Origin of the sequence: Marinitenerispora sediminis, from assembly GCF_003336425.1 — a bacterium.
In the GTDB taxonomy this organism is placed as follows: Bacteria; Actinomycetota; Actinomycetes; order Streptosporangiales; family Streptosporangiaceae; genus Marinitenerispora; species Marinitenerispora sediminis.
On the sequence record NZ_QEIO01000013.1, the window covers coordinates 12,138 to 30,263 of the forward strand.

The following is an 18,126-nucleotide window of genomic DNA, read 5'->3' on the forward strand; positions in this document are numbered from 1 at the left end:
GCCTCCGGCCGTCCCGGGGCCAGCGGGTCCCGGGGCACGGTATCGGACAGACGGTCAGACTGCCTGACACCTCCCGCCCCCGTTCCCACCCGACCGAAGGAAACACACCTCATGTCCCACCCTCCGCAGCCCGGTGCCGCCGAGGCCGCTGGCGCCGTACCGCTGGAGCGGCTACTGGCCGACCAGCCGGCCGTGCGCCCCGTCCCGGCCGCCGAGGTCGCCGCCCGCGTCGCCGGCGGCCCCCGGCTGGTCGTGCTCGACGACGACCCCACCGGCACCCAGACGGTCGCCGACGTCCCGGTGCTCACCCGGTGGGAGGTGGACGACCTGCGGTGGGGGCTCCGCCAGGACAGCACGGCGCTGTTCGTGCTCACCAACAGCCGCAGCCTCGGCCCCGAGGAGGCCGCCGAGCGCACCCGCGCCGTCGTGCGCGCGCTGCGCACGGCGTCGGCCGCCGAAGGCGTGGACTTCGTGATCGCCAGCCGCAGCGACTCCACCCTGCGCGGCCACTTCCCGCTGGAGACCGACGTCATCGCCGACGAGCTCGCCGCCACCGGCGCCGGCCCGATCGACGGTGTGGTCGTCGTGCCCGCCTACATCGAGCCGGGCCGGCTCACCGTCGACTCCACGCACTGGATGCGCGCCGACGGCCGCATGCTGCCGGTGGGACAGAGCGAGTTCGCCCGCGACGCGACCTTCGGCTACCGCAGCTCCGACCTGCGCGCGTGGATCGAGGAGAAGACCGGCGGGCGCGTGGCCGCCGCCGACGTCCTCGCCGTGACCCTCGCGGACCTGCGGGAACGCGGTCCCGAGCACGTCGCCGGGCTGCTCGCCGGCCTGCGCGGCGGACGCCCCGCCGTGGTCGACGCCGCCTGCGACGACGACCTGCGGGTGCTCGCCCTCGCCCTCGCCGACGCGGAGGCGCGCGGCACGCGGCTGCTCTACCGGGTCGGCCCCTCGTTCGTACGCGCCCGCTCCGGCCAGGACGCCCGCCCGCCCCTCACCGCCGAGTCGCTTCGCGCCCTCAGCGCCGACCGGGACGGCGCCCCGGCCGCCGAGCACGGCCTGATCGCCGTCGGCTCGCACGTCGGACTCACCACCCGCCAGCTCGACCGGCTCCGCCAACTCGACGGCCTCGCCGAGTTCGAGCTGCACGTGCCCACCCTGCTGGACGCCGACCGGCGCGCCGGCCACATCGCCGAGGTCGTGGCCGCCTGCGCCGCGGCCCTCGACCGCACCGAGGTGGTCCTGCGCACCAGCCGCGACCTGGTGGTGGGCGGCGACGCCGACAGCAGCCTGGCGATCGCCCGCGAGGTCTCCGCGGCCCTGGTCGAGTCCGTCCGCGCCATCGCGGCCGAACGGCGGCCGGCCTTCGTCGTCGCCAAGGGCGGCATCACCTCCAGCGACATCGCCACCGAGGGACTGGAGGTCCGCCGGGCCTGGGCACGCGGCACCATGCTCCCCGGCATCATCTCGCTGTGGCAGCCGGTCTCCGGGCCCGGCGCCGGCATCCCCTACATCGTGTTCCCCGGCAACGTCGGGGACGACGACGCTCTCGCCGTCGTTGTCGACCGTCTCAGGAGCCGTTGATGCTGACGCGTGGAACCGACGTCCTGACCGGCGCCGCCGCCGAGCGCCGCGCCGTGCCCGGGTTCGTCGCCTACAACCTGGAGACCGCGCAGGCTGTCGCGGCCGCGGCCGAACTGGCCGGCGCCCCGGTGCTGCTCCAGGCCGGGTCGAGCGCCTTCCGGCACACTGGACGCGACGCGCTCGTCGAACTCGCCCTGGGCGTGGCCCGGCGCAGCGCCGCCCCGATCGGCGTGCACCTCGACCACAGCCGGGATCCCGAGGAGGCCGCCGCCTGCATCGCCGCGGGCTACACCTCCGTCATGATCGACGGATCGCACCTTCCGTTCACCGAGAACGTCGAACTCACCCGCGCGGTGGTGCGCCGCGCCCACGACGCGGGCGTGTGGGTGGAGGGGGAACTCGGCGCGATCGCCGGCGACGAGGACGTGTCCACCGACGCCTCCGGCGGCACCATGACCGACCCCGGCCAGGCGGCCGAGTTCGTCGCCGCCACCGGCGTGGACGCGCTCGCGGTCTCGGTCGGCAACGTGCACGGCTTCACCAGCGCGCCCGTCCGGCTCGACCTCGACCGGCTCGCCGACATCCACGAGCTCGTGCCGGTCCCGCTCGTCCTGCACGGTGCGAGCGGCCTGCCCGAGGAGCAGCTGCTCGGCGCGCTCGACCGCGGCGTCGCCAAGGTCAACGTCAACGCCGAACTGCGCCGCGCCTACCTGACCGCCGTCGCCGACCGCCTCCCGGAGGCGCTGCCCGCCTCCGACACCGTCGCCACCTGGGCGGCTGGCCGCGGCGCGGTGCGCGACACCGCACTGCGGATCATCCGGCTCCTCGGCCGCGCCGGCACCGAGCCGGCGCCCTGACAGGGCACTCCGCCTGCACACGCCGCGTCCGGGCGGAGCTGCGATATCCCGGGGGCGCCGCCGCGAGGAGGAGCGCCCGGATCCGGACCCCCGGCACCACCGCCGGGACGGCCCCGCCCACTCCGATCCCGCCACGGGAGCACCTCCGACCGCCGCACGGGGGGCGCGGCCGGACGCTCCCGCCGATCGGAGGCGGGCGGTCCCGGTGCGGCGGCGGCCGACCCCCGCAAGCACACCCACGACACTGAGGACCCGAACATGTCCGAATCCACCTCGTCCACGCCCGCCGTGCCCCGCGTCGCGGTGCTCGGCCTTGGCGCCATGGGGCTGCCCATGGCCCGCCACCTGGCCGCCGACCTGCCGGTCACCGTCTTCGACGTCGCCGCCGAACGCCGCGCGCTCCTCACTGCCGTCGGCGCCGAGGACGCCGCCAGCCCGGCCGAGGCGGCCCGTGCCGCCGACGTCGTGCTCGTCGCCGTCCGGGACCAGGCGCAGGTCGAGGCCGCGCTGTTCGGCCCGGACGGCGCCGCCACGACGCTGCGCCCGGGCGGGGTCGTCGTCCTCACCAGCACCGTCGGCCCCGACGCCACCCGCACCACGGCCGCCCGGCTCGCCGAGTACGGCATCCAGACCGTGGACGCCCCCGTCAGCGGCGGTCCCACCCGCGCCGGCAACGGCGACCTGCTCATCGTCGTGGGCGCGGCGCCCGCGGCGCTGGAGCCCGCCCGCCCGGTGCTGGAGCGGCTCGCCTCCACCCTCACCATCGTCGGGCCCAACCCCGGGGACGGCCAGGCGCTCAAGGCCATCAACCAGCTGCTCGCCGGCGTGCACATCGCCGCCGCGGCCGAGGCCGTCGCTCTGGCCCGCGGGCTCGGGCTGGACCCGGCCGTGGTCGTCGGCAGCCTCGCCCAGGGCGCGGCCGGCTCCTTCATGCTCGCGGACCGGGGACCCCGCATGCTCCAGGCGTACGGCGAGGGTGCCGAGGTCCGCTCGCGGCTGGACATCTTCGTCAAGGACATGGGCATCGTCACCGACGTCGCCAAGGGCGCCCACGTGCCCACCCCGCTGGCGGCGGCCGCCCAGCAGCTCTACCTCCTCGGCGAGCGGGCCGGTCTCGGCGCCCAGGACGACTCCAGCGTGGTCACCGTGCTCTCGCCACGTGACGACACCGGGGACCGGTGACGAGCCGCGCCGCGCTGCTCACCTGCCCGGCGGCCAGGGCGGCGGCCGGGCGTGCGCCCGGCCGCCGCTAGGCTGGCGGTATGGCATGGCTGCGCCGGTACGGACGACCGAGGGACGTGGAGTCCCGGCTCCACCTGCCGTCCGGCGAACGGGCGCTGGCGCGCGGCACGACCCCCGAGGGTGAACTGGTCGCCACCACCCGCGCCCTGCACCTGCCCGACGGCCGCGCCGTTCCGTGGCAGGACGTCGACCAGATCCGCTGGACCGGCGCCGGCTTCACCTTCGTCGAGGAGGGCGCCGGCGAGCACACCTACACCGTCACCGAGCCCGGCCGGCTCGCGGAGACCGTCTACGAGCGGGTGACCGCGAGCATCCTGTTCACCCAGCACGTCCCGCTCACCGGCGACGCCGACGACCCCAGGGGCGCCAGACTGGTGGCCCGCCGCCCGCCCGACGGCGAGGACGTGCTGTGGCGGGTGTACTACGACGAGGGCGTGGATCCCACCGACCCGGCCGTGCGCGAGCGCGCCGCCAGGGCGCTGACCGAGGTCCGCGACCAGATGGGGTTGTAGCCCGGTCACATCTTTCCGGTGCCGCGGCAGGCCGGGCAGCTCATCGTGTCCGAACTCTGGCCGCCGGAGCCGTCGTGGGTCGACTCGACGACACCGGTACCTCCGTAGACCGGACAGTCCGGTGCCTCGCCATGCTTGCCCATTCACGTCCTCCGTTCGACAGGGGTGGCGGGACGGTCCAGCCACACGCGCTGCCCGTCTGGGGTGACGTCCAGGCCGAACCGCTCCGCGTCCGGCTCGCCCCAGCTCACCCAGTCCCGGTACGCGGTCACCAGCTCGTCCCACAGGTCACGCGGTCCACGCTGGGTCACCTGCGCTGCGCCGTCGTCGGGCGGCGCCACGGCGATGGCGTGTGAGTCGCTCGCCAGGTCTCGCACGACGAGCCGGAACGTGCCGTCCACCGGATTCCGCACGCCGCCCCCCACGGTCACTCCCGGCAGCAGACCCGCCAGAGCCACGCGCAGCCCGGCGCCGCCCTGATCGAGACGGCGCGGGTCCACGCCGGCCGGCGACTCCCGCCGCTCGCCGTGGATCGGAACGAGCGGTTCCCGCTGGCCGCGCAGCAGCATGTACGTCGCACCACCGTGGAAACGGCCCACAGCGGTGCCGTTGGCGGCGATCACGAACCGCACCTTCAGCCGTGCGCCGGATGCCGCCATCCACGGAGCCACGATCACGCCGCCCGGACGAGTCTGGGTCACCCACGTGTACGGGATCTCCCGCACACCGCAGGTGACGTGCACGCGGTCATACGGCGCGCGGTCGGCCCACCCCAACGCGCCGTCGCCGACGATCAGGGTGGGGGCGAACGCGGCGAGTTCGAGGTTCGCGGCGGCGCGCTCGGCGAGTCGGGGGTCCACCTCGACCGAGGTGACATTCCGGTCCCCGACCCGTGCCGAGAGCAGCGCGCATGTCCATCCGGTTCCGGTGCCGATCTCCAGCGTCTGGTCGCCGGGGTCGGGCGCCAACAGGCGGAGGAAGTCCAGGACCACGCCCGGGGCGGAGAGCGAGCAGGTGTAGTTCGCCGTCCGCACCACGGTTTCGGCGGTCAGCTCGGTGGCGCCGTCATCGATCTGGGTGACGATGGCGGTGTCGCCGTACACCGTCGCCCACCAGTTCTCGGGATCGGCGGTCCGGTCGATCCACACCCGGCGATCCGCGTCCCAGCCCGCGTTCGGCGCGAAGAGATGCCGGGGGGCGGCCCGGAACACCTCGGCCCATTCCGGTGGGAGGTAGAGACCGGCGATCCGATCACCGTTGGGCGGGGGCATGGGGACCTTTCCGAGCGGGGATGCCACAGCGAGGGTATGCCCCCGCTGTGGTTCCCATCAGCGAAAATGGCCCACTCCGGCCATCAGGCGGGCGCCGGGTCCCTGTCTCCTTCACCGAGCAGAACACTGGTCCCACCACCCCGGTCCTGCTCCAGCTGCTCACCAAGGTTCTCGACGAGAACGCGGAGCTGCCCTCGGGTAACGCCTACTCCACCATCGACGACGTCTTCCGCTTCACCGAGGTCCTGCGCGGCCGTGGCACCGCCCACGGACGGCGTTCCTGTCTCCCGTGCTCTTCGACTACGAGGGCGGTGCGCAGGCCGCCGTCGGCCTGCGCGATGCGGCGCTGGTGCATCCCGCCCTGTGGTCTGCACCAGCGCAAATGACCGAACACGGCCCTCAGGTGGGCGACGGGTCCGCGCCGGGCCGGGGGTGCGCCGGATGCGGCGGGAGGAAGTAGAGCCGTCCCCGGTCGCGACGGGGGAGCGGTGGCGCCTGGCGGGGCGGCCACTCCAGGCGGAACCAGACGACGGGTTCGCCGGGCATGCGGCCCCAGGCGTTCGCGAGGGCGTCCACGAGGAAGAGGCCACGCCCGCTCTCGGCCATAAGGCCGGGGTTCTTGAGTGTGGGCGAGGTGTCGCCGATTCCCTCGTCGGTGACGTAGACGCGCAGCGCGTGGGGCCACAGGGCCAGTCCGACGCTGAAGGTGCCGGAGTCGCCGCTGGTGGTGTGGCGCAGGGCGTTGGTGGCGAGCTCGCTGGTGAGCAGGACGGCGTTGGCCTGGACCTCGTCGGGGACGACGGGGCCGAAGGGGGAAGCGAGCGACCAGGTGAGCCAGGCACGGGCGGCGGCGACGCTTTTGGGGGCGCCGGGGAAGTGGGAGACGTGGAGGCGGTGCATGGTCATGCCTCCTCCCGGGAAATGGAGCGGCGGGTCTGGAATCCACGCCGGTGAATTTCCGCTCGGTGTGCATGACAGTCTCGGACATATGTCGCGATAGCATTTGGCATTGCGTCCGAACCTGCTCCCGTCAGGTTGTGGGCCGTAGGCCCCACCGGGTGGCGTAACACCTGGTGGGGCCGTTCTTGTGCTGCGTTCTGGCAGCTCATTCATCCTGGGGGAGCGGTCCGATGAATGCCATGCGTGACCAAGGGCGGGAGAATGTCGAGAAGTGTCGTGGCGGGATGAAAGGGTTTGTGGTGCTGTGGCACCGCAGCTATCGGTGTGCTTCACTGAGATCATGGTCAAAAAATCTGACGGCGTTGCGCTGAAATTTGGCCGTACTCTACGTGAAACGCGGCGTTTGGCGGGAAAGACGCAAGAGCGTCTCGCCCGCGAAGTCGGCGTGAGCTCCTCGCATCTTTCGAACGTCGAATCCGGCTACAGGTTCCCGCCCTCCTACCTCGTCGCGTCGCTGGACAAGGCACTGGAGACCGGCGGGCGGCTGCTGCGGTTGTGGGAGCAGCTGACCGACAGGGGACGTCCGGCATGGCTGACCGCGCTGGCGGACTTGGAGCGCGAGGCGACGACGATCCTGGACTGTCAGACGACGCTCTTCCCTGGTCTGTTGCAGACGGAGGAATATGCCCGTGTCGTGCTCAAAGCGGCTGCGCCGTGGGCAAGCGCTGATTTTCTGGCCTCAAGCGTTGAAGCTCGATTGGGTCGGGGTCAGCGGTTCGTGGAGTCGGAGTCGCCTATCCTGTGGACTGTCCTCGATGAGATGATTGTGAAACGTTGCGTAGGATCACCCGAGATCATGCGGAATCAACTGTCTTGGGTGGTGGACCTCGTGGAGCGAGGGAGGGTGACAGTTCAGATCATCCCTGTATCGACGACCCACCATCCAGGGCTTGCCGGACCGTTCCGAGTGATCTCAGCTCCCGCGAACCCGGACGTGGTGTACGCGGAGAGCATTCACTCCGGGCAGATCATCGATGAGCCCACTGATGTAGCGCGGTACCGACTGGTGTATGGAGCCCTGCAAGCCGCAGCGCTGTCCCCACCACAGTCTCTCAGCCTGCTACGGAAAGAGTTGGAAGGTTTGCAAGATGAACCATGAATCGGCGACACCTCGCGGGTGGCACAAGTCGAGCTATAGCGGCAACCCCAGGCAGGAGTGCGTCGAGGTGCGGGAGACGCCGACCACCGCTCTCGTGCGTGATACGCAGAACCGGCGGGCTGGTCATCTGGCGTTCTCGATCCCTGAGTGGAGCGCGTTCATTGTGTCGGTGAAGCGGGACGAGATTTAGCTTCGGGAAGAGGTCTCATGGCGTCCACCCCAGAGTGGCACAAGAGCAGCTACAGCGGCGGCAACGCCGGTGCGTGCGTGGAGGTCGCCGAAACCAACCGTGACGTCTACGTCCGTGATACGCAGCACCGCCACCACGGCCACCTCGCCTTCCCCTCGACCGAGTGGGCCGCTTTCCTCCGTGACCTGAAACTCGGTCACCTCTGAGACACGACCTGACGACCCCGGGCCCCTCCGGGGTCGTCATCCCTCCGTTAAGCCGCCGCGGGCGCGCTCGCCCTCGGCAGCTACTTACGTTGAATCCGCCGCACCCCCTGCCCCGGCTTCCACAGTCGGACCACCAGGTACTCGTCGTTCTCCACCGACGTCACCACCACGTCCTCCAGCAGCAGCCGGAACAGGTGGAACGGCCCCGGCGGCGTGCCCGGAGTCCGGTGGCGCTCCAGCTCGTCGGGATCGGTGACCTCGATCGCCCGCCCCGAGAGCTTGGCGTCGCCGATCCCGGCCACGTTGCTGCCGTCGCCGGGGTTGGCGTGCAGCGCGAACCGGCCGTCGCGCTGCAGGTCGCGCGCCTTGACCGCGCCGGGCATCGATCCCAGCAGCAGGTGGCCCGCACGGAAGTCCACCTCGGTTCCGCTGACGCGGGGCGAGCCGTCGGAGCGCAGGGTGGCCAGCACATGGTGCTTCTCGGCGGTGAAACGCGCGTGCACCGCCGCGGCCAGTTCGGGCTGCTCGTCGGCGAAGGTCTGCCAGCTTGTCATGGGCCCCAGTGTCCAACCGCTACCTGACATCCAGTGTCAGGTAGCGCCCGCGGCCCTGCTCGGGTAGGACGGAGAACGACCCGCCGCACCAAGGGAGCCGCCACATGCCCAACCGCCCCACGCTGGTCTACGACGGCGACTGCGGCTTCTGCACCCGCAGCGTCCGCGCCGCCCTCCGGCTGCCGGTCGCCGTGTCGCCCGTACCGTGGCAGGCCGCCGACCTGCGTGCCCTCGGCGTGGACGCGGCGCGCGCCCGGCGGGAGGTCCTGCTCGTGGAGCCCGCCGGCCGGGTGCACGGCGGAGCCATGGCGGTGGCGGCGCTGCTGCGGCGGTCCCGGGGAGCCTGGCGGGTCCTCGGCACGGTGATGGCGCTGCCGGTCGTGCGCACGGCGGCCGGCCTCGTGTACCGGGCGGTCGCCGCGAACCGGCACCGGCTGCCCGGGGCTACTCCCGCCTGCGCGCTGCCGCGCGAGCAGTGGCCGGCCGCGCGGGACTGACCGCGGCTCCGGGAGCCGAGCACTGGTGGCCGCAGACGCCGACGCGGGCCCCCGAACCGGTCCGGGGGCCCGCGTCGGACCGGGCTCAGTGGTACTCGTCGCCCAGAGCGCGCCCGTTGAGCTCGGTCCGCCGGACCTCGGCCTCCTCCTCCGGCGTGGGCCGCGCGAGGAAGTCGCGCAGCGAGGTCACCGGGACGCGTTCGTTGATCTTGGTCCAGACGGTCTTGGTCGCGTTACTGACCTGGGCACCGACCAGACCGGCGGTCTCCTGCACGGCCGGGCTGTCCGCGATGCGCCGCGCGGTGCGCGCGATCTGCTCGTAGCGGGCCTTGCCCGCGCGGGCGCCCAGCACGTAACCCACGGCGAGTCCGGCGACGAAGGTGATCCGGTAACGCATGTGGTCCCTCTCGGCGTCGACGATCGATCCCAGGCTGAACGTTACCCGCTGCCCCACCGCCGTTCCGGCCGCCGCGCGCCGCCGCGGCACGGCATCCCACGTGGGGCCCGTACCGCCCGGGAAAACCGTCACGAGCACTGCGGGCGGTGCGCTAACCTAGTGGATGTCGCCGCGGGGCAGAGGATCCGAGGGCGACGGTGAACGCGATCCCGCGTAGCTCAATTGGCAGAGCAGCCGGCTGTTAACCGGCAGGTTATTGGTTCGAGTCCAATCGCGGGAGCACAGAACAAGCCCCACTGGTGATCCGGTGGGGTTTCTTGCTGTCTGAACGAAGCTGATGCGATGACACCGCGGGACAGGACGGTGCTCCGGCCCGATGACCGTTCGCAACTGGCCGAACGTGCTCGCGATCTGGCAGAACGCGCGCGGCGGGAGCGTGAGGAGGTACTGGACCAGATGGCGGCCGAGGCTGAGGAAGCGGGCTTGTATGAAGCGACCGCTCTTCCTGAGAATCGCAGACGAGAACGACTAGGGCGTATCCGTTAAATCGGTCATCTGCTCACGGGTTACCCAGTCCGGGACCCACACGTCATCCGGGGTTCGCGGCCCTGCGGTGCGCAGATGTTCGCGTAGCGCGGTCAGCACAGGGTGCTGCACTCCGCTGCGGGACAGCAGCACGTGCGGGTAGAGCGGGGTCGGATCATGCAACGGGATGCGCCGCAGGTCGTAGGTCTGGGGCCACAGGTATCGGTCCCCGCTGCCGACGAGGGTGGCCAGAGAGGCCGAGTCAGCCAGCGCGTCCATCAGGGCCTCGTCACCGAAGTTGGGGCCGAGCGCATCGATGCTCAGGCCAAAGTCCTTGGACAGCGCATGGTAGAACGCCGCCCACTCCGTGCCGGGCCTGATCCCGGGGATCCAGATGCGGTGGCCGGCCAAGTCAGCAGGCCTGGCCCGGGGTGCGTCCGCCAACGGGTGGGCGGGCCCGACCAGGAGCTCCAGGGGTATGTCCAGGAGTCGTTCGGCGTTGATCCCGGCCGGGAGCTGTTCTGCCGGCAGGGCGCGGAAAGACGCGTCGACGGTTCCTTCGAGCACCGCCTGGGCGGCCTGGGCAGCGTTCTCGTTGCTTAGCGTGACCGCGTCCAGGTTCATTTGGGGGTGGGAGCGGTAGAACCGGTAGACGGCCTGGGCCGGAGCGATGCGCCGGTTGAGGACGTCGATGCGCAAGGGCCGGCTGCCGGGGCGCACGGCCTGCTCGGCCCGTTCGAGGGCCGTGAGCACCTTCTTGGCATATGGCAGGAAAACCTGCCCGTCCAGGCTCAGCCTTGAGCCGCGGGAGGTCCGCACCAGGAGCGTGACCTCGAGGTGTCTCTCCAGGGCCGCGATCCGCTTGGAGACCGCCTGCTGGCTGATCCCGAGTTCGTCCGCCGCGGCCTGGAACTGGCCGGTCTCAGTGACGGCCACGAACGTCCGCAGCGCTTCAGCATCCACGACTTCAGCTTACTTACACAACGATTGGTTGTGTCTGGTGGTTCGTGCGATTGTTTGACCGTGCGTTCTGTGGGGTGGTGGGATCAGTGCATGTCTACACGCACAGAGCAGGTCATATACGTCCAGACGCCCGAATTCACGCGCCATGCGGAGCGAATCATGGAGGTGACCGACGCGACCTCTCGGCTGAACGTGCTGCCGTTCGGTGACAGCGAAGGTCGTGCTGAACTACTTTCTGTTGTGTTCGGTGGTCCGCTCCCGGAGTCGGTGACGATCTACCCGCCGTTCTTCACCGAGTACGGGCTGAACACGACGTTCGGTGAGAACGTCTTCGTCAACCAGGGATGCACGTTCATGGACAAGGGCGGGATCCACATCGGCAACGGTGTCATGATCGCGCCGAAGGTCAGCCTCATCACCGGGGGGCACCCTCTAGCGCTCGCCGAGCGCCGCGAGTACCTCTCCTTCGCCCCGATCGTCATCGAGGACGACGTCTGGATCGGAGCGGCTGCGGTGATCACGCAGGGAGTGACCATCGGTGCTGGTGCCGTGGTCGCTGCAGGCGCCGTGGTCACACGTGATGTTCCTGCCCGCACCCTGGTCGGGGGAACCCCCGCCCGCGTGATCAAGACGATCGACTGAGTTCGGCCGGGTCACCGGCCCGGGGTGCCGGAACGCTGTTCAGGATGCCGGACACGCGGAGAACAGTCGTCGGCGCCGTGTGCACGTCTTCTTGACGCACGATCTACGGCGATCGGAGGGCGTGCTGCCGGTATTCGCTGGGTGGCATGCCGTAGGCGGTGCGGAAGGCGCGGCTGAAGGCGGCGGGGTGGGGGAAGCCCCAGCGTGCGGCGATGTCGGCGATGGGTTCGGTGGCGAGGGCGGGCTCGGCGAGGTCGCGGCGGGCGTGTTCGAGGCGTTGCTGCCGGATCCAGTCGGAGACGGTGGTGCCGTTGTCGTGAAAGAGCCGGTGCAGGTGGCTCGGTGAGATGTGGTGGGCGGCGGCGATGGCGGCGGGGTTCAGGCCAGGCTCGGTCAGGTGCCGCTGGATGAACGCCTGGGCCTGCAGGAACACCGTCCGCCGGCGCGTTTCCGGCTCAAGTGCGGACTCGTTCTCCAGTTCGTGGGCGAACAGCGCGGCGATCAGGTCGGCCACCGTTGCCTCCAGGCGCGGACCGTCGGCCGGCGGGTAGCGGTCGGCGTCCGTCGTGACCTGGATGAGCAGACCGGTCAGCAGAGCGGCGATGCCGTCAGTGCTCGGCACCGGGCGCCCGATGAACCGGGCCGCCACAGCCGGCGGCAGCGGGACCCGGTCCTTCGGGATGATGGTCGACAGCACCCGCACCGGGCCGTTGCCGTGGTCGAGGTGCATCCGGAACGGGGTCGCCGAGTCGTTCGGGTGGAAGTGACCTGCGGAGAACACCGTCTCTCCGGTGTCCCCGGTGATGGCGAGGGTGCCGCTCTGGACCAGGTTGAGGAAGTACCTGTCGGGGTCGGACTGCCGGACCAGCCGGGGCGTCCGCACGATGGTCATGGGCTGGAAGAAGGTGGTGTACACCCCGGTCGTGCCCAGGCGCACCTTCCGGTATCGCGCCCGATAGTCCGGTGCATGCTCGCTGGTGGCCCGGAGCGGCGCGAAGGCGTCGACCAGCACCGCGTTCCAGTGGTCGAGCCGTTCGTCACGGGGCAGGTCGTCGGTGTCGATCCAGGCTGTGTGCACGCGGGTCCCCGGCTGTCTCGGCGAAGGAGGCGGGATGGCCTCGGGCGGCGCCGGCGCCTTTTGTGCTCGCCTCCGCCCGGCAAGGATTCCAAGATAGGGCAACCGCGGCAAAGCGGGAGGGGCGCGTGTTCCTTCCCGGCCGAGCGCGCGGGCGGCGGGCATGGCGGCCGTGCCCCACCCCTCCTGGGGAGCCGGACCCGCTCGGGCCGTGCCCCGGGCGGGGCCGGCCGCTCCACCGCGACCGCCCGCCTGCCGCGGATCGACCGACCGGCCGGACGCGCGACGATCCTGCGGACGCGGAACTCCCGCCACCGGGGCCGTGCGGCCGACCGAGGCGCACCGGACGGCGGGCGGACCGAGCCGGACGCCGCCGGACTCCGGCCCATGTCCGAACCGGGCAGCGGCGGACCCGTTCCCGCGCCCGACACCCGCGTTGCCGCCCCGTCTCATGGTGGGTCCCGCGCCGGGCCCGGGGGACGGCCGGAGCCGCGGGCCGCGAGCGCCCTGCTACGGCTGCCCGACCGCCGCCCGGGCCGCCTCCTCACGCGCGGCCCGCGCCTCCTGGAGCAGGGCGACGGCGACCGAGCCGAACACCGCCGCGCCCGAGAGCACGCCGGACACCAGGTCGATCGCGGCCACCGGAGCGCCCAGCGCGTACAGCGTGAACCCGGCCAGGCCCAGGAGCACCAGGACCGCGCCGAGCACATGGAAGTGCGCCATCCGCCAGATGACCGCCAGCCCGAAGAAGTGCGCTCCGACGACGAACGCGATCCAGGCGATGTTGAGCTCCGGGGCCCCAGCACCCGGACGAGCACCTGGATCCCCCCGACCAGCGCGACCGCCTCGGCTGCCACGAGCAGCAGGTAGCGCCGCTCGGCGAACCAGGCGCGCCCCGCCGTGTCCGCCGGCCCATCCGGTCTGCGCAGCCGTAGGACGGCCACCGCGAGCGCCACGGCGCACAGCACACCCGCGGCCCGCACCCCGAGCGTCCAGCCCGCACCGAACCGTGCCGAGTTGACCATGACGAAGACGAGACCGAACACGATCGCGATGAAGGACCCGGCCTGGATTCCCTGGGCGCGCGACCGAACTGAGGGGGAAGTCATACGCCGCATGCTCCCACGACCGGCCAGCGCTGTCCCTGTTGGCCTCACCTGGGGTTTCAACCGTGACGGACCGGAGCGGAGGGATCGCCGACCGCGCATGCGGTGGAGCCGCGAGGGCGTCCCGCCGGTCTCGATGGCCCCGTCGCAGCGTCCCCTGAGCGGCACCCGGAGGGCGCCTTCGGCCTGCTCCGTGGCGGCTGATGGCCGGCCGCCGTCCCGCTCGGGACACGTCCGACCAGCCGCGCCACCACCGCACGCGAAGTCGGCCGCCACCGCACGGACGATGCCCGGGGCATGCACCACCGCTCCAGCTGCCCCCACCACGCCCCCGAACCCCACCGATGCCGGACAGCAGACCGGGCGGCCGGGGGCCAGCATGGGGCATCGCGCCTCCGCGCCGCGCGGCCACAAGCGCAGCACCGCCCTCCCCGCCCACGGCCCGTCCCCGCCGCGCCGGACCCCGGCGCACACGACACCGCCGCGGAGGCCAACGGCGAGCTCCTCCGCATCGGCGTGGAGCAGCCCGGCCGCAGCCCTGGCATCGGCGACCGCGGGTTCCTCGGCCGCGCCGCGGGCGGGAGATCGCCTGAGCGTTCGCACGCGCTCACAGGGCGGGGCCAGGTCCTCGGTCGGTGGCCGCGGAGCAGCCCGGCGGAGCACTGTCGCGTCGAGCTCCGGCACGCGCCGCGGTGGGGCGTCCGCTGGCGCGCGCGTCGTGGGCAGCTGCTCGTCCGGTGCGGTGCGCGTGCCCCGCCACGCCGGTGCCGCAGTGCGCCCCGCCTCGCGGCCCCGATGCGCGATCCCGGCGGAGACGGCGCCGTGCGGTCCGGGGACCGCCGTAGCGGTCCCCACCGATCAGGCGGCCCCGCTGTCCGCCGGTGCCGCGGCCGCCGCGCGGGCGCGCAGCCCGATGGGGACCACGAGCGGTGTGCCGGCCACGGGGTCGGGGATCACGGTGGCGTCCAGGCCGAAGACGTCGGCGAGGAGTTCCGGGGTCAGCACCGCCTCCGGCGTCCCCTCGGCGACCAGTGCGCCGTCCCGCATCGCCACCAGCCGGTGAGCGTAGCGGGCGGCCAGGTTGAGGTCGTGCAGCACCATGAGCACCGTGCGGCCGTGCCGCTCGTGCAGTTCGCGGACGAGCTCCAGCACCTCCACCTGGTGGGCGAGGTCGAGGAAGGTCGTGGGCTCGTCGAGGAGCAGTAGGTCGGTGCCCTGCGCGAGCGCCATGGAGATCCACGCCCGCTGCCGCTGGCCGCCGGAGAGCTGCTCAAGGGCGCGTTCCGCGTACGGCAGCATGCCGGTCATCTCCAGCGCCTCGGCCACCACGTCGTGGTCGGTGCTCGACCACTGCCGGTACCAGCTCTGGTGCGGGTGCCGGCCGCGCGCCACCAGGTCGGCGACGGTCAGCCCGGGCGGCGCCTGCGGGGACTGCGGGAGCACCGCGACGGTGCGGGCGACCTGGCGCGGCGGGAGCGCGGCGACGTCCCGGCCGTCCAGCAGCACCTGCCCGGCGCCGGGCCGCAGCAGTCGGCCGAGCGCGCGCAGCAGCGTGGACTTCCCGCAGCCGTTCGGCCCGATGATCGCCGACACCGCGTTGTCGAGGAGCGCGAAGTCCAGGCCGGAGGCGATGACGCTGTCGCCGTAGCCGAGGGTCACGCCCTCCGCGCGCAGCCGGGACGGTGCCGGGTCGGCCGGTTCTGACGTCATCGAGATCTCCGTGGTGGTCGGCGGCCCGGACGGGCCGGTGGGCTGGGCGGTCCGCCCGCGGCGGCCGGAAGCGGGCGGGCGGGGTCATCGCCGGCCGGTGGCGCGGCGGTCGGAACAGGGTGGCCACGTGTGCGGGAGGCGGACGGCCCGGCGTCGGGGGCGGCGGCTTCGGCGCGGCCACCCTGGCGTACTCGCGGGGCCGGACCGGGCGCGCGGTGAGTCGCGTGGCGGTGCGGCTGACTGTGCGGCTCGACGGCGGCGCGCGGCTGAGTGGTGCTGCCCGCTGGACCGGCCGCACGTCCCGCGGCCGCACGTCGGGCCGCGGGGGCCGGGCTGGTGTCGCGCGGTTCGGAGACCGTGGTGCGCGGCGCGGCGGTCTCGTGATCGGGGTCGGTCGTGGCCCGGCGCGGACCGTCCCATGCGAACGTGCCCGGGGACACGGCCGGTCCGGGCGCCGGGCGGCGAGCGTAGGCGGGACGCCGGCGTCGCGCGGAGCGTCGTCCGGACGGGCCGGGGTGCGGCTGCGGGAGGGGCGTCAAACGCGGGACTCCCGGTGCCGGCGGGCGATCAGGTACATGAGGTACGGCGCGCCGAGGACGGCGGTGCACACTCCTACGGGCAGCTGGATCGGGGCGAACAGGCCGGCCGCCACCTGGTCGGCGAGCAGGGTGAGCGTCGCGCCGAGCAGGGCGGAGCCGAGCAGCGGCGGCTGCGCGGTGCGCGCCAGCCGCAGCGCGATCTGCGGGGCCGCCAGCGCTACGAACGTGATCGGCCCGGCGGCCGAGGTGGCCACGCAGACCAGGAGCGTCGCGGCGAGCAGGAGCAGCAGCCGGGCGAGGTCCACCCGGATCCCGAGCCCGCGGGCGGTGTCGTCGCCAAGCCCGAGCGCGCTCACGGTGCGCGCCGCACCAAGGGTGAGCGGCAGCAGCACCGCGAGGGCGAGGGCCGCGGGCCCGACCCGGTCCCAGTCGGCGGCGTGCAGGCTGCCGGTCAGCCACGTCTGCGCGCGGGCCGCGCTGTTGATGTCGGTCCAGCTCAGCGCCCAGTACACCAGGTTGGCGCAGGTCACCGACACCGCCACGCCCACGAGCAGCAGCCGGTTGCTCTCCACCCCGGACCGCCAGGACAGCCCGAACACCGCCACCGCGGCGGCCAGCCCGCCGGCCAGCGCACCCAGCGGAACGCCGATCTCGGAGACCAGTCCGCTGACCCCGCCCGCGCCGCCGCCGAGCACGATCACCAAGGTCGCGCCGACCGACGCGCCCCAGGCGATGCCGAGCGTGTCGGGGCTGGCCAGCGGGTTGCGGGTGAGGCCCTGCATGATCGCGCCCGCGAGACCGAGCGCCGCGCCGACGAGCATTCCGGCCAGCGCCCGGGGCATCCGCAGCTCGAACAGCACGAACCGCTGACCGCCGTCCCCGCCGCCGAGCAGCGTCGTGAGCACGTCGGCCGCGCCCATCGGGTAGTCGTCGAAGGCCAGCAGCGCGCGGACGAACGCCGCGAGCAGTAGCACGAGGAGCACCGAGGCGGCCATGAGCGCGCGCGGCCGCACCGGCCAGGCGGCCGGCCCCAGGCGCAGCACCGGCGGCCGCGGCATGGTGGCGGAGGCGGGGGAGCGGGGTGCTGACGCGGTCACAGGGCCACCAGCTTCCGGCGTCGGATGACGGCGATGAAGAAGGGGCCGCCGAGCACGGCCAGGACGATCCCCACTTCGACCTCCCCGGAGCCGCGGGCGACCCGTCCGAGCACGTCGGCGAGCAGCACCAGGATCGCGCCGGTCAGCCCCGCGTAGGGCACCATCCAGCGGTGGTCCGGTCCGGTGAGCGCGCGGGCCAGGTGCGGCGCCATCAGGCCGACGAAGCCGATGGGTCCGGCCGCCGCGACCGAGGTGCCGGTGAGCAGCGCGATGGCGAGGACCCCGACAGCGCGGGTGAGGCGGACCCGCTGACCGAGGGCGGCGGCCACGTCGTCCCCGAGGGCGAGGGCGTTCAGGCCCGGCGCGTTGGCCAGCGCGAGCAGCAGGCCGGCGGCCAGCACCGGCAGCATCTGCCAGAGCAGGTCGCTCGGCCGGCCGGCCAGTCCGCCGATCCGCCAGAACCGGTAGACCTCCAGGCTGCGCTCGTCGAGCAGGACGATCGCCGACGTGACACCGGACAGCAGGGCGGTCATGGCGGCGCCGGCCAGCACCAGCGTGACGGGGCTCGGGCCGCGGCCGCCCGAGGCGAGCGCGAACACCGCGGTGCTCGCCACCAGTGCGCCGGCCAGTGCCAGGGGCACCTGGCCGCCGAACGAGGAGACGCCGAACAGGAAGACGCCCGCCACCACGGCGCAGGCCGCGCCCGAGGAGATTCCGAGCAGGCCGGGGTCGGCGATCGGATTGCGGGTGTGGCTCTGCATGAGCACGCCGGCGACCCCGAGGGACAGCCCGACCAGCGCGCCGAGCACCGTCCGGGGCACCCGCAGCGACCGCACGATGGCGTCGGCCTCGCCGCCGTCCGGCGCGACGAGCGACCGCCACACCTGCTCGGGCGGGATGAGGCGCGACCCGACCGAGACGCTGGCCACGACGGCCACGGCGAGCAGCGCGAGCAGGACGGCCAGGCCGATCAGCCGACGCCGCTGGCGGGTGCCGCCTGGAGCGTCCGCCGGATGCCGTCGCGGTGACGCGACCAGCGGGGGTGCGCTCACGCGTGACTCCTCGGTGACGGGGGCGGGGGGACTGCGCGGCCG

Annotated in this window: 20 protein-coding genes and 1 tRNA gene; 10 read left to right on the plus strand and 11 right to left on the minus strand. The window is 73.0% G+C overall.

What is annotated here, in order from left to right; genetic code table 11:
• Positions 1-111 precede the first annotated feature (111 nt).
• The 4 genes from DEF28_RS03885 (at position 112) to DEF28_RS03900 (ending at position 4,201) form a co-directional block, all read left to right on the plus strand.
• Positions 112-1,590: a four-carbon acid sugar kinase family protein gene (locus DEF28_RS03885; protein ID WP_114396496.1), complete on the plus strand. Its 1,479-nt coding sequence runs from the start codon at positions 112-114 to the stop codon at positions 1,588-1,590.
• Positions 1,590-2,447: a class II fructose-bisphosphate aldolase gene (locus tag DEF28_RS03890; protein ID WP_114396497.1), complete on the plus strand. Its 858-nt coding sequence runs from the start codon at positions 1,590-1,592 to the stop codon at positions 2,445-2,447. The genes DEF28_RS03885 and DEF28_RS03890 overlap by 1 nt, the downstream gene beginning before the upstream one ends.
• Before the next feature lie 258 nt (positions 2,448-2,705).
• Positions 2,706-3,629, plus strand: coding sequence for an NAD(P)-dependent oxidoreductase (locus tag DEF28_RS03895; protein WP_114396498.1), 924 nt, complete (start codon positions 2,706-2,708; stop codon positions 3,627-3,629).
• A gap of 80 nt (positions 3,630-3,709) precedes the next feature.
• Positions 3,710-4,201, plus strand: a complete 492-nt coding sequence (locus DEF28_RS03900) for a hypothetical protein (protein WP_114396499.1) — start codon at positions 3,710-3,712, stop codon at positions 4,199-4,201.
• A 5-nt stretch (positions 4,202-4,206) separates the two neighbouring features.
• Here the strand turns inward: DEF28_RS03900 and DEF28_RS27425 are convergent, their stop codons facing one another.
• The 3 genes from DEF28_RS27425 to DEF28_RS27430 all read right to left on the minus strand — a co-directional run bounded on the left by DEF28_RS27425 (position 4,207) and on the right by DEF28_RS27430 (position 6,378).
• Positions 4,207-4,344, minus strand: coding sequence for a hypothetical protein (locus tag DEF28_RS27425; protein ID WP_158562757.1), 138 nt, complete (start codon positions 4,342-4,344; stop codon positions 4,207-4,209).
• On the minus strand, positions 4,345-5,472 hold the full coding sequence (locus DEF28_RS03905) for a methyltransferase domain-containing protein (RefSeq protein ID WP_114396500.1): 1,128 nt from the start codon (positions 5,470-5,472) through the stop codon (positions 4,345-4,347).
• 399 nt (positions 5,473-5,871) lie between these two features.
• Positions 5,872-6,378 carry an ATP-binding protein gene (locus tag DEF28_RS27430; RefSeq protein WP_158562758.1) on the minus strand — a complete coding sequence of 169 codons (507 nt, stop codon included), beginning with the start codon at positions 6,376-6,378 and terminating at the stop codon, positions 5,872-5,874.
• 298 nt (positions 6,379-6,676) lie between these two features.
• Here DEF28_RS27430 and DEF28_RS03920 point away from each other — a divergent pair, with 298 nt between their 5' ends.
• The 3 genes from DEF28_RS03920 to DEF28_RS03930 are packed head-to-tail and all read left to right on the plus strand — an operon-like array spanning position 6,677 to position 7,927.
• The gene (locus tag DEF28_RS03920; protein ID WP_158562759.1) at positions 6,677-7,531 is read left to right on the plus strand and encodes a helix-turn-helix domain-containing protein; all 855 of its coding nucleotides are present in this window, start codon (positions 6,677-6,679) and stop codon (positions 7,529-7,531) included.
• Positions 7,521-7,721, plus strand: a complete 201-nt coding sequence (locus DEF28_RS03925; RefSeq protein WP_114396504.1) for a DUF397 domain-containing protein — start codon at positions 7,521-7,523, stop codon at positions 7,719-7,721. Before DEF28_RS03920 ends, DEF28_RS03925 begins: the two co-directional genes overlap by 11 nt.
• A gap of 17 nt (positions 7,722-7,738) precedes the next feature.
• Positions 7,739-7,927, plus strand: a complete 189-nt coding sequence (locus tag DEF28_RS03930; protein ID WP_114396505.1) for a DUF397 domain-containing protein — start codon at positions 7,739-7,741, stop codon at positions 7,925-7,927.
• An 80-nt stretch (positions 7,928-8,007) separates the two neighbouring features.
• On the opposite strand, the gene DEF28_RS03935 is transcribed toward DEF28_RS03930, so the two are convergent.
• Positions 8,008-8,481 (minus strand): pyridoxamine 5'-phosphate oxidase family protein, encoded by a 474-nt coding sequence (locus tag DEF28_RS03935; RefSeq protein WP_114396506.1) that lies wholly within the window; start codon positions 8,479-8,481, stop codon positions 8,008-8,010.
• Positions 8,482-8,585: 104 nt separating this feature from the next.
• Between DEF28_RS03935 and DEF28_RS03940 the strand changes: the two genes are divergently transcribed.
• The gene (locus DEF28_RS03940) at positions 8,586-8,978 is read left to right on the plus strand and encodes a thiol-disulfide oxidoreductase DCC family protein (RefSeq protein ID WP_114396507.1); all 393 of its coding nucleotides are present in this window, start codon (positions 8,586-8,588) and stop codon (positions 8,976-8,978) included.
• 85 nt (positions 8,979-9,063) lie between these two features.
• Here DEF28_RS03940 and DEF28_RS03945 read toward each other — a convergent pair whose 3' ends face one another.
• Entirely contained in the window at positions 9,064-9,375 is a 312-nt protein-coding gene (locus DEF28_RS03945) for a hypothetical protein (protein WP_114396535.1), read from the minus strand.
• A gap of 207 nt (positions 9,376-9,582) precedes the next feature.
• Between DEF28_RS03945 and DEF28_RS03950 the strand changes: the two genes are divergently transcribed.
• Positions 9,583-9,655 (plus strand) — tRNA-Asn (locus DEF28_RS03950).
• Between the two features lie 248 nt (positions 9,656-9,903).
• On the opposite strand, the gene DEF28_RS03960 is transcribed toward DEF28_RS03950, so the two are convergent.
• A complete protein-coding gene (locus tag DEF28_RS03960) occupies positions 9,904-10,863 on the minus strand; it encodes a LysR family transcriptional regulator (protein ID WP_114396509.1) in 960 nt (319 codons plus the stop codon).
• A 114-nt stretch (positions 10,864-10,977) separates the two neighbouring features.
• Here DEF28_RS03960 and DEF28_RS03965 point away from each other — a divergent pair, with 114 nt between their 5' ends.
• Positions 10,978-11,505 (plus strand): sugar O-acetyltransferase, encoded by a 528-nt coding sequence (locus DEF28_RS03965; protein ID WP_114396536.1) that lies wholly within the window; start codon positions 10,978-10,980, stop codon positions 11,503-11,505.
• A 103-nt stretch (positions 11,506-11,608) separates the two neighbouring features.
• Here DEF28_RS03965 and DEF28_RS03970 read toward each other — a convergent pair whose 3' ends face one another.
• The 5 genes from DEF28_RS03970 to DEF28_RS03990 all read right to left on the minus strand — a co-directional run bounded on the left by DEF28_RS03970 (position 11,609) and on the right by DEF28_RS03990 (position 18,084).
• Positions 11,609-12,583, minus strand: coding sequence for a helix-turn-helix domain-containing protein (locus DEF28_RS03970; protein ID WP_158562760.1), 975 nt, complete (start codon positions 12,581-12,583; stop codon positions 11,609-11,611).
• Positions 12,584-13,090: 507 nt separating this feature from the next.
• Positions 13,091-13,303 carry a hypothetical protein gene (locus tag DEF28_RS27955; RefSeq protein ID WP_199493126.1) on the minus strand — a complete coding sequence of 71 codons (213 nt, stop codon included), beginning with the start codon at positions 13,301-13,303 and terminating at the stop codon, positions 13,091-13,093.
• 1,241 nt (positions 13,304-14,544) lie between these two features.
• Positions 14,545-15,396, minus strand: a complete 852-nt coding sequence (locus DEF28_RS03980; protein ID WP_114396511.1) for an ABC transporter ATP-binding protein — start codon at positions 15,394-15,396, stop codon at positions 14,545-14,547.
• Between the two features lie 535 nt (positions 15,397-15,931).
• Positions 15,932-17,032, minus strand: a complete 1,101-nt coding sequence (locus DEF28_RS03985) for a FecCD family ABC transporter permease (RefSeq protein WP_309485800.1) — start codon at positions 17,030-17,032, stop codon at positions 15,932-15,934.
• The gene (locus tag DEF28_RS03990; RefSeq protein WP_114396512.1) at positions 17,029-18,084 is read right to left on the minus strand and encodes a FecCD family ABC transporter permease; all 1,056 of its coding nucleotides are present in this window, start codon (positions 18,082-18,084) and stop codon (positions 17,029-17,031) included. The genes DEF28_RS03985 and DEF28_RS03990 overlap by 4 nt, the downstream gene beginning before the upstream one ends.
• Between the last annotated feature and the right edge of the window lie 42 nt (positions 18,085-18,126).

Coding starts and splice junctions, on each gene's coding strand:
- DEF28_RS03885 (WP_114396496.1), top strand. CDS start 112: ATGTCCCACCCTCCGCAGCCCGGTGCCGCCGAGGCCGCTGGCGCCGTA.
- DEF28_RS03945 (WP_114396535.1), bottom strand. CDS start 9,375: ATGCGTTACCGGATCACCTTCGTCGCCGGACTCGCCGTGGGTTACGTG.
- DEF28_RS03905 (WP_114396500.1), bottom strand. CDS start 5,472: ATGCCCCCGCCCAACGGTGATCGGATCGCCGGTCTCTACCTCCCACCG.
- DEF28_RS03895 (WP_114396498.1), top strand. CDS start 2,706: ATGTCCGAATCCACCTCGTCCACGCCCGCCGTGCCCCGCGTCGCGGTG.
- DEF28_RS03940 (WP_114396507.1), top strand. CDS start 8,586: ATGCCCAACCGCCCCACGCTGGTCTACGACGGCGACTGCGGCTTCTGC.
- DEF28_RS03900 (WP_114396499.1), top strand. CDS start 3,710: ATGGCATGGCTGCGCCGGTACGGACGACCGAGGGACGTGGAGTCCCGG.
- DEF28_RS27425 (WP_158562757.1), bottom strand. CDS start 4,344: ATGGGCAAGCATGGCGAGGCACCGGACTGTCCGGTCTACGGAGGTACC.
- DEF28_RS27430 (WP_158562758.1), bottom strand. CDS start 6,378: ATGACCATGCACCGCCTCCACGTCTCCCACTTCCCCGGCGCCCCCAAA.
- DEF28_RS03980 (WP_114396511.1), bottom strand. CDS start 15,396: ATGACGTCAGAACCGGCCGACCCGGCACCGTCCCGGCTGCGCGCGGAG.
- DEF28_RS03930 (WP_114396505.1), top strand. CDS start 7,739: ATGGCGTCCACCCCAGAGTGGCACAAGAGCAGCTACAGCGGCGGCAAC.
- DEF28_RS03935 (WP_114396506.1), bottom strand. CDS start 8,481: ATGACAAGCTGGCAGACCTTCGCCGACGAGCAGCCCGAACTGGCCGCG.
- DEF28_RS03890 (WP_114396497.1), top strand. CDS start 1,590: ATGCTGACGCGTGGAACCGACGTCCTGACCGGCGCCGCCGCCGAGCGC.
- DEF28_RS03925 (WP_114396504.1), top strand. CDS start 7,521: ATGAACCATGAATCGGCGACACCTCGCGGGTGGCACAAGTCGAGCTAT.
- DEF28_RS27955 (WP_199493126.1), bottom strand. CDS start 13,303: ATGGCGCACTTCCATGTGCTCGGCGCGGTCCTGGTGCTCCTGGGCCTG.